Annotated in this window: 9 protein-coding genes; 2 read left to right on the top strand and 7 right to left on the bottom strand. The window is 48.7% G+C overall.

The annotated features are described in order from the left end of the window. Positions 1-163: 163 nt before the first annotated feature. Positions 164-1,879: a long-chain fatty acid--CoA ligase gene (locus XMG48_RS08145; RefSeq protein ID WP_173481567.1), complete on the top strand. Its 1,716-nt coding sequence runs from the start codon at positions 164-166 to the stop codon at positions 1,877-1,879. A gap of 136 nt (positions 1,880-2,015) precedes the next feature. Here the strand turns inward: XMG48_RS08145 and pgi are convergent, their stop codons facing one another. Further along, positions 2,016-3,602 (bottom strand): glucose-6-phosphate isomerase, encoded by a 1,587-nt coding sequence (pgi, locus tag XMG48_RS08140; RefSeq protein WP_173481566.1) that lies wholly within the window; start codon positions 3,600-3,602, stop codon positions 2,016-2,018. Between the two features lie 804 nt (positions 3,603-4,406). Between pgi and XMG48_RS08135 the strand changes: the two genes are divergently transcribed. After that, positions 4,407-5,297: a porin gene (locus tag XMG48_RS08135; RefSeq protein WP_173481565.1), complete on the top strand. Its 891-nt coding sequence runs from the start codon at positions 4,407-4,409 to the stop codon at positions 5,295-5,297. Between the two features lie 326 nt (positions 5,298-5,623). Here XMG48_RS08135 and XMG48_RS08130 read toward each other — a convergent pair whose 3' ends face one another. From XMG48_RS08130 to XMG48_RS08105, 6 genes are all read right to left on the bottom strand, one after another. Next, positions 5,624-6,664 (bottom strand): LacI family DNA-binding transcriptional regulator, encoded by a 1,041-nt coding sequence (locus tag XMG48_RS08130; RefSeq protein ID WP_254443610.1) that lies wholly within the window; start codon positions 6,662-6,664, stop codon positions 5,624-5,626. Positions 6,665-6,803: 139 nt separating this feature from the next. Further along, a complete protein-coding gene (locus XMG48_RS08125) occupies positions 6,804-8,420 on the bottom strand; it encodes an alpha-glucosidase (RefSeq protein ID WP_173481563.1) in 1,617 nt (538 codons plus the stop codon). Between the two features lie 191 nt (positions 8,421-8,611). Then, on the bottom strand, positions 8,612-9,940 hold the full coding sequence (locus XMG48_RS08120; RefSeq protein ID WP_173481562.1) for a glycoside hydrolase family 32 protein: 1,329 nt from the start codon (positions 9,938-9,940) through the stop codon (positions 8,612-8,614). Positions 9,941-10,175: 235 nt separating this feature from the next. Beyond that, a complete protein-coding gene (locus XMG48_RS08115) occupies positions 10,176-11,327 on the bottom strand; it encodes a carbohydrate ABC transporter permease (protein WP_173481561.1) in 1,152 nt (383 codons plus the stop codon). Then, positions 11,327-12,325 carry a carbohydrate ABC transporter permease gene (locus tag XMG48_RS08110; RefSeq protein ID WP_173481560.1) on the bottom strand — a complete coding sequence of 333 codons (999 nt, stop codon included), beginning with the start codon at positions 12,323-12,325 and terminating at the stop codon, positions 11,327-11,329. Before XMG48_RS08110 ends, XMG48_RS08115 begins: the two co-directional genes overlap by 1 nt. A 136-nt stretch (positions 12,326-12,461) precedes the next feature. Then, complete coding sequence (locus tag XMG48_RS08105; RefSeq protein WP_173481559.1) at positions 12,462-13,820, bottom strand: ABC transporter substrate-binding protein; 1,359 nt, start codon at positions 13,818-13,820, stop codon at positions 12,462-12,464. Between the last annotated feature and the right edge of the window lie 46 nt (positions 13,821-13,866).

Raw genomic sequence — 13,866 nt, 5'->3', positions numbered from 1 at the left:
ATTTGCTCCTGCAATTACTGCATACAGGCCATCCATGGCCCTAACTAGCTTCAGCCTGTCATCCGCTCTAAAATATCTATCACGTTATCAATTTAATAAAACCAAAGCACCAAGTTAACACTAAACGCGTATTTCCATTAAATTTATAAGAAAAAAGACAAACATGAACCTAGTATCCCGCTTTTACAAACAGGTTGATCGCTTCCAAGATCGCACATTCCTTGGCTACAAAACTGAAGGCGAGTGGAAGACGCTCTCTTGGAAACAGACGGCCGATCAAATTTCAACATTGAGTCACTATCTAACACAGTATGGTGTCGGTAAAGACGATCGCGTTTTGATCCTCTCTGAAAACCGTCCAGAGTGGGCCGTCAGTGATTTAGCGATCATGTCCGTGGGTGCTTATGTGGTTCCAGCTTATACAGCACACACTGTTGACGATCTTCGCCATATTCTCTCTTTGACCAGCCCTAAATTCGCCATCGTCTCGTCTCAGGAGTTGGCCGATAGAGTCTTAGAGGCCAACGTCAGCCATGAATGTGTCACTCATATGATTGTTATCGACCAGGGTGAGCATGATAAACCGGATTGGCACACAGAAATCCTGTCTTGGCCAGAGGTTCAACAAGGAGTCGAACGTCCAGATCTATCATCCATAGAAACCGACGATGTCTGTACCCTGATCTTTACCTCGGGCACGGGCGGTCATCCTAAAGCGGCGATGCTGACCCACAAGAACATCATTCATAACGTCGAAGCTGCTGCGCGAGTGTTGGATACCATTCCGGTTAATGAGGAGGATCGATTCCTCTCATTCTTGCCACTTGCTCACGCGTACGAGCATACAGCTGGCCTGCACATGCCGATTACACAAGGGGCTGAGATCTTCTACTGCGAATCAACCGATAGGCTCGCGCAGTATCTAACCGAGGTCTCTCCATCTATAGCAACAGCGGTTCCTCGCCTCTACGACATGCTCTATGCGCGTATCAAGTCGGGTGTGGATCGCGCCAGTGGTTTTAGAAAGGGCCTCTTTTTTAAGGCTTTGTCGATCGGTACGAAAAAGCTTAATGATGAAAAACTCTCGCTAATAGAAGCCATTCTTGATCCTCTATTAGAGAAATTGGTTCGTAAAAAACTGCGTGATCGTTTTGGCGGCAAGATTAAATACTTTGTTTCAGGTGGTGCACCGCTGAACCCAGAGATCGGTAACTTTTTTGCTGCCTTAGGCATCGGCATTATCCAAGGTTATGGTCAGACAGAGGCATCGCCACTGATTACCGTGAACCGTCCAGGAAACATTCGTATGTCGACCGTCGGTTTGCCGCTCGATTGTGAATTGAAGCTAGCGGACGATGGTGAACTGTTAGTTCGTGGCGACAACGTCATGAAAGGGTATTGGCAGAATGAGTCAGCTACGGCAGTCACCATCATCGATGGTTGGTTGCATACGGGTGACCTCGCCGAGATCGATGAAGAGGGCTTTGTCTCTATTGTAGGGCGTTCGAAAGACCTTATCGTCACTTCAGGTGGTGATAACGTTGCGCCTGCCAAGCTAGAAGCGAAGCTGACGCTGGAAGAGGAGGTGGATCAAGCCGTGGTACTTGGTGATGCCAAACCTTGGTTGTCTGCCATTATTGTGCCATCTGAAGATCTGCAAAAAGCGACAGACTCGGATGAAGAGCTAGAAAAAATCATCTCGAAAGCGGTGAAGCGAGTGAACCAAGAACTTAATGGTACCGAGCGCATCCGTAAGTTCATCGTACAACGGGAGCTGTTTTCGATTGAGAATGGTTATGTGACCCCGACCCAGAAGATCAAACGCTCTAAGGTGATTGAAGATAACCAAGCGGCGATAGATCGATTGTATGGGAAGTAGTAACCCCTCTGGTTGGAGCGGTCTTAAAAAGGCCGCGATAAACTCTCTGTAAAGCAACAATTGTTGGAGCTAGCCAAAGGCGAAGCGATTTTAATCGCCTCATCTTCGATAAGGCTCCAACAACTTCAGTTGGACTTTAACCCATATGCTTCCGAACTAACGCCATCAACCCCTGAGTCGACTGATCATACCCCTGCGTCGACTCACCAATCTGCTGGCTGATCTCATTGGCTAAACGCTTACCTAGCTGAACACCCCACTGGTCAAATGAGTTGATGTTCCAGATCGCGCCTTGGACAAAGACCTTATGTTCGTAAAGGGCAATCAGCGCGCCTAGGTTACGTGGGCTGATGCGATCCATCAGTAATACGTTACTCGGGCGGTTACCTTGGCAGCTTTGATATTCCAACAGGCCGTCTGAATCGTCACCGTTCATAAAGGCATTAGCTTGTGCCAGCATATTGGTTAGCAGTGCGAAGTGGTGCTCTTCCGTCTGCTCGTCAGCCTCAAGCGAGGCGATAAAGTCGATCGGTACGAATCGTGTGCCCTGGTGCAGTAGCTGGAAGAAGGCGTGTTGGCCATTCGAGCCTGTCTGCCCCCAGACGATAGGTCCCGTTGCATAATCGACAGGGTCGCCATTGATATCCACCGACTTACCGTTTGACTCCATATCTAACTGCTGTAAGAAGGCCGGCAGTTGGTGAAGAGCCTGGTCATAAGGAATCACTGCCTGAGTCTCAGCACCCAAGAAGTTGATGTACCAGATACCGATCAGCGCCATGATCACCGGCATGTTCTGATCCATTGGTGCTTCCACAAAGTGGCGATCCATCTCGTAGGCGCCTTCCAGCATATCAATGAAATTGTCATAGCCAATCGATAGGGCAATCGGCAGACCAATCGCCGACCAAAGTGAGTAACGTCCACCTACCCAGGCCCAGAATTCAAAGATGTTCTCTTTTGCAATACCAAACTCCATTGCAGCCGTTTGATTGGTCGATACCGCAACAAAATGCTGGCTGATATCTTCGTGGCCGCCGGTCTGTTCGCGGAACCAGCGACGAGCCGTTTTAGCATTCAGTAGTGTCTCTTGAGTAGAGAAGGTCTTAGTCGAGACAACAAACAGTGTCGATTTGGCATCCAAGTTTTTCAGCGTCTTCTTAATATGCTGGCCGTCGACATTAGAGATGAAGTGAAACTTAATATCTGGGTGGCGGAATTGCAGTAGGGCGCGAACCACCATGTTAGGTCCAAGATCCGAACCCCCAATGCCAATATTAACCACATCCGTGATGCGGTTGCCTTTATAACCTTTCCAATCGCCGTTTCGAACCTGTTCGCTGAATAGCTTTAATTTATTCAAGCTGGAACGAATCTCTGGCATCACGTCTACACCATCGACAATCACCGGCTCATCGCCGCGGTTACGCAGTGCGGTATGGAGCACAGGTCTTTTCTCAGTAACGTTAATGATGTCACCCGAAAACATCTGAGCGCGACGCTGGCGTAGAGAAGAGTGCTCAACCAGATCGATCAACGCTTTGAAGACATCGTCGTTAATCTTATTCTTAGAGAAGTCCAAAAATAGCTCGCCCAGACGTACACTCATCTTGTCGAATCGTTTAGCGTCCTCTTTAAAGTAGTCGCTTATACGGTCCTCTTGGGTCTCTTGCGCGAGCTGCTGCAGCTTTTTCCAAGTCACAGATGAGGTAAGAAGATTCATTTTTGGCCTCTAAATAAGGTTTTTTGTTTAAGTTACGTCAATTCTACTGGAATAAAGAGATTAAATGAATATATTTACGTAAGTTTACTACATACTTTGTTGCTTACTTAAAGATGGTGACAGGATTCATCCTGTCATCCGCTGTTGCAAGTGGCAGAGATTCTGGAAAACGCTGCTGAGCAGTTTTACCCAAATCTCTGGAAGTCGCTTGGTAGAGCCGGTGACAGGCTGAAGGCCAGTCACGGTAGCTCCGTAGTTGAGTTCAGCGTGCCGGTGACCGGCTTTAGCCTGTCATCCGCTTCTGTAGTTGGCAGGGACTCTGGAAAACGCTGTTGGACAGTTTTGCCCAAATCTCTGGAAGTCGCTTGGTAGAGCCGGTGACAGGCTGAAGGCCAGTCACGGGAGCTCCGTAGTTGAGTTCAGCATGCTGATGACCCACTCCGTTGGTGACAGGATTTATCCTGTCATCCGCTTTAAAATTACGGGTAAACTCAAGAAATATAGGCATATTCCAATATAAAAGGTTACATATAACAAAATCATCTCAAAATTAACGAAACCTGAACGCTCACTTTAAGTTATTGAAATTAAATGATTTTATATATCATTGAGTTTTCTGAACAAAAGATTAACGAAAAAAAAGTTAAAAACAGGGAACTTTTTAAAAAATTAGTGTTGACCCCTGTTGTAGTGGGGGATAGAGTGCAACCTGTCCAAAGCCAAACGGGTTTGGTGTATTCGTACAACAAATGATGAGTTGGCCGGATATTTGAGGCTTAAATTAAAAATTCTGGAGATTTCCAAATGAAAAAAATTCTTGCTATCGCAGTTGCATCTGCAATCGCAGCGCCAGCAATGGCTGACATGACTATTTCTGGTGAAGTTGCTGCTGGTTACACTAACACTTCAAAAGATGCAGATACTGACCAAGGTGGCTTCGGTATTGATACTGCTGCTATCACTATCTCTGGTTCAGAGACTCTTGAAAACGGTCTAACAGTTGCTGGTTCTATGTCTGCTGGCGGTTTCACTCGTGGCGGTTCAGTAGGCGGTGAAAATGCTTCACTATCTATCTCTTCTGCTGACATGGGTACATTCAAAATTGCTACTGCTAACGGTGGTTCTGGTATCTCTGATGTTACTGCTGACGCTGAAGACCTTTCTGGTGAAGTTAACTACTGGGGCGCTGAAGACGCCGATTATGAGACCGTTTCTTACACACTTCCAGCTATGGGCCCTGCAACTCTTGGTCTAGTAGCATATGAAACTTTAGGTCTAGGTGACGGCGATGAAGGTCGTACTTTCATGGGTACACTTGCACTAGATTTCGGTGCTCTAACAGCTTACGCAAACTACCGCGATTACGATAACGATGCTGGTGACAAGCGTGTTCGTGTTGGTGGTGCATACGATGCTGGTTCTGTTGTTATCAAAGCTGGTTACGAAGATAACGACATATCTGGTAAAGAAACTGCATTGGGTGTAACTGTTCCTATGGGTGCACTATCTCTATCAGCTGCTTACAGTACGTCTGAAGACACTACTGGCGCTAACGATGTAGATGGCTACTCTGTTGGTGCTACTTATGCACTAAGCTCTAACGTATCTGTTAACGCTAAAACAGCTTCATGGGATGATGCTGCATCTGGCGAATCAGAAGACAAGACTTCTGTCCTAATGTCTATCAGCTTCTAATTAATTGCTGACTTAAGTCAGCAGTTTATTAAAGCAGAGAGGAGCCTTCGGGCTCCTCTTTTTTTGCTTAAAATTTGTTGGAGCGTCCTTGAAAAGGTCGCGATGGAGCCAACGGTGACAGCAATTTGCTCCTGCAATTACTGCATACAGACCATCCATGGCCTTATCTGGCTTCAGCCTGACGTCCACTCTCTAAGCTTTCTCTAGATATTTTGAAAAGTATACCAGCAGATGATAGGCTGAAAGTCTGGTAATGGCTGTTAGGGCAGATGACAGGCTGAAAGCCAGTCACTGACTGCTTCATCTACGATAAAGCTCCAACAGTCTTACGGACAAGACTCGCCGATCATCAACTCCGTCGGCATCACTACATCCTCACTCATACGATTCTCTATAAACAGTTTTGCAGCCATTCTGCCTTTCTCGGACGAGTGTTGTTGTATGGTGGTGATCGCTTTGGGCATAGCTTGTGCTTCTGGGATACCGTCGAAGCCGGTGATTCTTAGTTCTTCTGGAAACTGTATACCCATCTGCAGGGCGGCACGCATGGCGGCGATGGCCATGACGTCGGATTGGCATAGCAGTAGGTCAGGTCGGTTGGGTTGGTTTAGTACTTGGTAAGCGAGTTTGAACGCTTCGTCGTAATCGTTGACGTGAAGGTTCCAGATTTGATCCATGGGGCGTTCGATTCCCACTTCATCAAACGCATCAAAGTAGCCGTTTAGACGATCCAAAGAGAGGCGCAAGCCAACGGTTTTTAGGGTCTCTTCATTGGCTTGGCTAATACCATCATCGGAGGTGATGCGCAGCGCAAGAATCGCTGGGTTCTTCGGTGTCTGCTGAAGTGCGTGTTTAGCGATCTGGTAGCTCGCTTCGCGGTTGTCGATGTTAACCGACCCATAGCCCTCTATCTTATGATCCACAACAATCAGGCGCTTCTGCTGACGTTTTAGGTGTTCTAGCGTTGGGCCAGGTGGGATAAAGCCGTAGACAATAAAACCATCAACCATCGATTCATGCAAACGTTGACGGTTGGCGTGATCCAAGTCCCTTGCCGAGAGCAGCAGCATATTGAGATGAGCCTTGTCGAACTCATCGGCAAGGCCAGAGAGAAAGTGGCTAGCGACGTAGTCGTTCATGGAGTAGGCGAGACGATCGGTTAGCACAATCCCAACTACACCAGAGCGACCGGTGCGTAGATAGCGCCCAGCCGCGCTAGGACCGACGTAACCCAACTCTTGGCACTGCGCCAAGATTTTGGTGCGAAGCGCTTCAGAGAGCTGATCAGGGCGGTTAAAGGCGTTTGAGATGGTGGCCGTAGAGACACCGATCGCTTTTGCCACCTCTTTTATTGTCATTTTTTTCATAATCATCTCTACCCGTTGGAGCCTTATCGCCTCTACCCGTTGGAGCCTTATCGAAGATGAGGCGATCCCATTTAAGTTAAAAGCATCGCGACCTTTTTAAGGACGCTCCAACAGTCTGCTAAGGGCACATCTACGTTATTCAAACCTCCGCAAACAACGCCTGATAGGGCGGCAGTACCATCGCACCATTCTCGTATCGTCCGCTAAAACCGTGCCCAGTTAACACTGATTTGAGCGTTCCGCTGTAAGGTACTGTTAACTCTGTACCGGTCATATTGATCGCAACCAACAGTGACTGCTCATCAGATTGACGCGTGAATACAAAGGCTTCGCCTGTCTCTTCAACCAACTCCATATCACCTTGAATCAGTGCCGGCTGTTGCTGGCGCCATTGAATGAACTGACGCATTTTCTGAAGCAATGAGTCGTTCTGCTGTTCCTGCGTCTCAACAGACAGTGGTAGATGTCTTGGATCGACTGGTAGCCATGGCTTAGTGTTCGAGAAGCCCGCTTGCTCGCTGTTATCCCAAGCCATTGGGGTACGACAGCCATCACGGCCTTTGTATTCGGGCCAGAATTCTATGCCATAGGGATCTTGTAGAGCTTCAAAGGGGACATCCGCTTCTGGTAGCCCAAGCTCTTCGCCTTGATAGAGACAGACGCTACCGCGCAGGCTCATTAGCATGGCCATGGAAACGAGTGGGAATTGGTTTGGATCCTCTTGCTCACCCCAGCGTGTCGCGCTGCGCTTCACGTCATGGTTGGATGCCGCCCAACAGGGCCAAGCATCACCCGCGTTCGCTTTAAAGGTAGTTATCACTTGACGGAAGTAGTCAGCACTGTGTTCTGATGACAACAGGTCAAAGGTGTAGGCCATGTGCAGCTTATCACCACCGGCCGTATACTCAGCCATACGTTGCAGTGGATCAGTATGGTCGACGCCGATCTCACCGACCATTCCACGATCGTCATACTCATTGAGCAGGTCTCGCATCGCTTTCAGGAAGTTCAGGTTTTCCGGCTGACTTAAATCGTACTGGTGAGTTTGGCGAACATATGGGTTCGAAGCGTCAACACTGTTAATGTACGGCATGCCCTCTGGATGAGGAGGGTTATTCTCTAGCCCAGCGCTATGGTAGTAGAGGTTCACGGTGTCCAAACGGAAGCCATCAACACCCAAATCTAACCAGAAGCGCATGTTATCCAAGTTTTCTTGGAACACCTCTGGGTTGTGGAAATTAAGATCCGGCTGGCTCGTTAGGAAGTTGTGCAGGTAGTACTGCTGGCGCTGGGTATCCCACTGCCATGAAGAACCGCCAAAAATCGATAGCCAGTTATTGGGAGCCGTGCCATCCGGTTTTGGGTCGGCCCAGACATACCAGTCGGCTTTCGGGTTGGTTCTATTAGATCGGCTTTCGGTAAACCAGGGGTGTTGATCCGAGGTGTGTGACAGCACCTGATCGATCATCACTTTTAAACCGAGTTCATGTGCACGAGCAACCAACGCTTTGAAGTCATCGAGCGTGCCAAACATAGGATCGACATCGCAGTAGTCAGAGACGTCGTAGCCAAAGTCTTTCATCGGTGACTTGAAGAAAGGGGAGAGCCAGATGGCATCGACACCTAAGGAGGCGATGTAATCCAGCTTAGATGTGATACCGGGGAGATCACCAATCCCGTCGCCGTTGGAGTCCATGTAGCTGCGAGGGTAGATTTGGTAGATGATACCGCCTTTCCACCAGGGGTTGTTGCTCATAGTCTTGTCTCTACTGTTTTCTATTATTGCGGATGACAGGCTGAAGCCAGTCACCGGTGTTCCTTTTGGGGTGACTGGCCTTCAGCCTGTCACCCAGCTTTTGTTGGAGCCTTATCGAAGATGAGGCGATCCCAGATCTATTTAAAGCTTCGCGACCTTTTTAAGGACGCTCCAACACTCTTTTAAGGGCGCTATGGAAACGACCTTTGCGTAATACTCATCAATCCATCGGCCAGCAGCATCTCCAGCCCCGCTTCACTGAAGATCCACTCAGCGTATAGTGGCCCGTTCACGTTTAACTCTCGGCTGTATTGATGCGAAAAGTGTCGGTTTAACTCGTCATCATCGGTATCAACAGAGCGACCAATACTTATCTGGTAACGCTCTTCTATTCGCTTAATCTCAATTCGATGTGCATCATCGTCTGAAGCAAAATAAGCGGATTCACCTTCATTCAAATTGAGTTGCGTGGATTGGTGTGTGCCCTCGATCAACCTAATAGAGTCTGTAAGCTGAATGATATCGGCTTCTAAACGACTCACAAATTGTTGGGCAACCCTTAATCCATCAGCGCTCTCTATCAGTCTCAACTGACGAGGCAGTGTCATCTGACCATTGGTGACCGAGCAGGGGAGTTCGTTAGCGTATCTCCAGTTGCTAAACCATGAGATGGCTAGTCGTTGATTATTGGGTGCGTCTGACCAGCTCTGTGTCGCATAGTAGTCGCGCCCCTCATCTAACAGCAAAACCGTGCCGGCCGGGTTTCGGTTAGTAAACTGTATTCCGTCAAAGTCACCGATAAAGTATTGGGTGTACGAACCGTAGTGGATGTCGGGTGTCATACCAATTCCCACTACCAATACCCAAGCGGTTAGACCATTCTCGGTGGTCAGTTCGAATAGATCAGGGCACTCCCAAGGGTGCCACTCGTGTGCCCCTTGGCCTTCACCAAACTCTGAGCAGAAGCTCCAATCGAGTAGGTTTTTGGAGCGGTAGAAAGAGATGGTTTGACGCGTTGCCAGACACAGAATCCAGTGCTGACTCTCTTCGTGCCAAAAGACTTTAGGATCGCGGAAGTCAGAAAAACCAGGATTGCTCAAAACAGGGTTGTTTGAATATTTTGTCCAAGTCTCACCACTGTCGCTAGAGTAAGCGATGCATTGATCTTGCTCGTAGCCGCGATCAAAACCCTCTTTGTCACGGTGAGCGGTATAGAAAGCGATTAGGCCCGCTTGGCCATCAAATAGACCCGAATCATCCTTCCAATCGACAATGGCACTGCCAGAGAAACACATACCCTGTTCATCAGGCTCTAAGGCAATGGGTTTGTGCTGCCACTGATTCAAATCAGAGCTTACAGCATGGCCCCAGTGCATAGGGCCCCAAGTCAGACCGTCTGGGTAGTGCTGGTAGAAGAGGTGGTAACGACCGTCAAAATAGACCAAGCCGTTTGGATCGTTGATCCAACCGCGCTGAGCTTTAAAGTGCTCGGGTAGTGTTTGGTCTGGTTTGTTGGTCATGTTTTATTCGCTGTTTTGGTGACAGGCTGAAGCCAGTCACCTTTGTTTTTTTAATTCACCAGTGACAGGCTAAAGCCAGTCACCTAATTCAGTTCATATCAACAGTGACAGGCTGAAGCCAGTCACCTTCGTTTGTTTAATTCACCAGTGACTGGCTTTAGCCTGTCATCTGCTTTCTCAGTAATTTCCTTACAGTGGGTGACAGGCTGAAAGCCAGTCACCGCCAAAGGCTCGCTTAGCCTTTCACTGAACCTGCTACCAAGCCGCGGACAAAGAATCGTTGCAGGGCAAAGAAGACGAGCAGCGGCAAGATAATGCTGATGAAGGCGCCTGAGGTTAGGACTTCCCAGTTTGAACCGCGGGTACCCAGTAGGGCACGCAGTTGAGCCGTCAGTACTATCTGATCTTCGCCCTGTCCTAGGAACACCAACGCAACCAGAAGATCGTTCCATACCCATAGGAATTGGAAAATCGTGAAGCTGGCCAGAGCCGGTAGAGAGAGCGGCAGAATGATTCTGGTAAAGACCTGGAAGTGACTTGCGCCATCGACACGTGCACTCTCAATCAGATCGCCTGGTAGGCTCTTCATGTAGTTGCGCATTAGGTAGATCGCAAGTGGCAAACCGAAGCCGGTATGTGCCATCCAGACACCCGGGTAGCCTTTGCTCTCAAAGCCGAACATCTGGCCTAGATCTGAATAGAGGCGCAGTAGTGGTACCAGAGAAGTTTGTAGTGGCACGACCAATAGGCCAATGACCACGGCAAACAGCCACTCACGACCTGCAAACTGCATCCAGCTGAACGCGTAGGCTGCGAAAGCTGCAATCAGAACCGGAATGACCGTCGCTGGGATAGTCACGGCTAGGGTATTGAGAAACGCCTGACCGATTTTGCCTTTATCCAACACGTTGTCGTAGTTCTCTAGCGTAAATCGTGGCGGTTGGCCGTAGGCGAAGAAGATACGCTTGCCACGACTACCAGTAATCTCTTTATCCTGTACATAGGTGTAACTACCGTCACTGTTCACTGTTAGCTGTGCGCCATTTTTTAGCGTCGCCGTTTCACCGGCTGGAACCTCTTCTGGATTCCGTGAACTGCTGCCGAACGCTAAGATGTTTGTGAATGCAGTGCCATCGTCAGCCGTCAGTTGACCGCTTAAGACAAACTGACCATCAATCTGCTGTTGTGTCTCAGGTAGATCGGTCCGGGCAAAGGTGACCTGTTTTGACTCATTAAACGAGGTCCACCAGCCCGATGCCGCCAACTGATCTTTGTCACGGATAGAGCTGACAAACAGACCCAGTGTTGGGACTAGCCAAAGAATAACCAGGGCGGTTAGTGCGGTGCCGTTAAAGAACCTTGGCAAGAAAGAAGATTGTGTACTCATTAGCGTCCTGCCTCATCTTTACGGAAACGGTAGATGTTCCAAGCCATGATTGGTGTCACTGACAACATGATAATGATGGCAATGGCACTGCCTCGGCCAAAGTCACCGGCACCGCGGAACATCCAGTCATACATTAGGTTGGCCAATACTTGGGTTTCCCACTGGCCATTGGTCATCGCTAAGACGATGTCGAATACTTTCAAAACCAGAATGGCGATGGTGGTCCAAACCACGATGACGGTTGGCATGATCTGGGGTAGTGTGATTCGGAAGAATAGCTGACGACGGTTAGCGCCATCGATGATCGCTGCTTCTAGTGTCTCTTCAGGAACACTGCGAAGTGCAGCACCTAAAATCACCATCGCAAAACCGGTCTGAATCCAAATGAGGATGACCATCAGCAGTACAGAGTTCCAGATCTCCATCGATAACCAGAACTGCGGTTCGCCACCGAACGCCACCACTATGGCGTTAAGAATGCCGATTTGAGTATCGCCTTCACCGTTGTAGTGGTAGACAAACTTCCAGATAACCGAGGCACCAACAAATGAGATCGCCATCGGCATGAAAATAATTGATTTGGCGACGGTGCCGAACTTGGCACGATCGGCTAACACAGCTACTGCCAGACCAAAAACAGTAGAGAGTGTAGGCACAATGATCAGCCAAAGTAGGTTGTTGCGCAGCGTAATATGGAACTGTCCATCATTAAACAGCCATGCGTAGTTGGACCAGCCAACAAACTCTGTGGAGTCGGAGTTTTGGAACGACAGCCACAGGGTTTCGAAAACAGGGTAGACAAGGTAGAGCGTCAAGAAGAAGAGTGCCGGCCCCGCAAATAGCCATGGGCGGATTTTCTCGCGAAGTACCTCTTTGTTAGCGCGTGATGATTTTGAAATCAGCGCATCTAGAATCCAGTTGCTGCCCCAGAAGTAGATAATAACCGCGGATACACCAATAAGGATCGCGATTAGGGCAGAGTAGATCTGTTCAGTCATAGTGGTCTCAATATGAGTCGATCAGAGAGTGGGATCAGACCTTGAGTCTGATCCCTCTTTTGAATCGCGACCTCTGCGAGATCGCTCCTACAAGAGTGTAGGAGCTTTATCGCAGATGAAGCGAAGGTGGGCGCTATTACTTGATAGCATCCCAAGCTTTTTGGATGTCGGTAGTCACTTCTTCAGCCGATTTGCCTGAAGTGAAGTCAACCATACCTGTCCAGAATGCACCGGCACCAATAGCACCTGGCATTAGGTCAGACGCATCGAAGCGGAAGGTTGTTGCATTCAAGAAGATCTCACCCTGCTTACGTAGCGTGTCGCTTGAGTAAGCTTCTAGCTTCGCGCCTTTGTGTGGTGTTAGGAAGCCTTGGCCAGCCATCCACAACTCGTGCGCGATTGGTGAAGTTAGGTAGTCCATGAAGACTTGTGATTCTGGTGAGTCCTTCATCATAGTGATCAACGTACCACCGCCAAGAACAGGGTTACCTAGATCTTTGCTTTCGTACGATGGGAAGTAGAAGAAGTCAGAATCTGTTCCGATCGTCTCTTTGTACTGATCAGGGAAGAACGCAGGAATGAACGACGCCTGACGGTGCATGTAACACTTAGGTGGCGTATCGAACAAACCTTTTGGTGAGTCACCGAAGAAGATCGAAGCAACAGCTGAAGATGAACCATCAACGTAGTCGTCGTTCAGCACGAACTGACCGAAGGTGTTCATGACTTCAATGACTTTAGGATCGTTGAATGGCATCTCGTTTGAAACCCACTGGTCGTAGACAGAAGGTGGCTGAGTGCGAAGCATTAGATCTTCCATCCAGTCAGTACCAACCCAACCGGTTGCACCGCCAGACTCCATGCCGATACACCAAGGTGTGCCGCCATCTTTTACGATCTGATCAGATAGGGCAATTAGCTCTTCCATCGATTGTGGGATTTCGTAACCCATCTCTTCAAAGTTCTCTGGCACGTACCAAACGAGGGACTTCAAGTTAACGTTGTATGGAAGACCAAACATCGCCTCTTTGCCGTCAGCGCCTTTGTAGGTACCTAGATCAACCCAGCTTTGGCCCGCTGCGTAGTTAGTCGCTACTGCTTGCTCAACACTGTCAGATAGAGCCACTAGGTTACCCTGTGATGCTAGTTCAGACACAGTACCAGGTTGTGGCCATGCTGCTAGGTTGGGTGGGTTGCCCGCTTTCATATCAACTAGAACAAGCTGTTCGAAGTCGTTAGAACCGTTGTATTCAACAGTAGCGCCAGTCGCTTCTTCGAAGTAGGCAATCACTGTGCGAAGGTTAGCTTCGTCACCGTCGATCCATGGGCCGTCAAAGCGAATTGTTTTGCCACTTAGATCCATGCTTTCGAATTTAGACAGTGAGTCCCAAGAGAAACGGTTGTCTGCTTTGTCGAATTTTAGACCTTCAGCTGCCGCTGTGCCTGAAAGAGTAGCAAGTGCGATTGCTACCGAAAGAGTCTTACGTAGAGTCATCAGGGTAAACCTCTGTTTTGATTTTATTGTGTGAGCGGCTTGCACT

Source organism: Marinobacterium sp. xm-g-48 (genome assembly GCF_013282925.1).
GTDB lineage: Bacteria > Pseudomonadota > Gammaproteobacteria > Pseudomonadales > Balneatricaceae > Marinobacterium_E.
This window is presented reverse-complemented; position numbering and strand designations above follow the sequence as displayed.

Coding starts and splice junctions, on each gene's coding strand:
- XMG48_RS08145 (WP_173481567.1), top strand. CDS start 164: ATGAACCTAGTATCCCGCTTTTACAAACAGGTTGATCGCTTCCAAGAT.
- pgi (WP_173481566.1), bottom strand. CDS start 3,602: ATGAATCTTCTTACCTCATCTGTGACTTGGAAAAAGCTGCAGCAGCTC.
- XMG48_RS08135 (WP_173481565.1), top strand. CDS start 4,407: ATGAAAAAAATTCTTGCTATCGCAGTTGCATCTGCAATCGCAGCGCCA.
- XMG48_RS08130 (WP_254443610.1), bottom strand. CDS start 6,664: ATGAAAAAAATGACAATAAAAGAGGTGGCAAAAGCGATCGGTGTCTCT.
- XMG48_RS08125 (WP_173481563.1), bottom strand. CDS start 8,420: ATGAGCAACAACCCCTGGTGGAAAGGCGGTATCATCTACCAAATCTAC.
- XMG48_RS08120 (WP_173481562.1), bottom strand. CDS start 9,940: ATGACCAACAAACCAGACCAAACACTACCCGAGCACTTTAAAGCTCAG.
- XMG48_RS08115 (WP_173481561.1), bottom strand. CDS start 11,327: ATGAGTACACAATCTTCTTTCTTGCCAAGGTTCTTTAACGGCACCGCA.
- XMG48_RS08110 (WP_173481560.1), bottom strand. CDS start 12,325: ATGACTGAACAGATCTACTCTGCCCTAATCGCGATCCTTATTGGTGTA.
- XMG48_RS08105 (WP_173481559.1), bottom strand. CDS start 13,820: ATGACTCTACGTAAGACTCTTTCGGTAGCAATCGCACTTGCTACTCTT.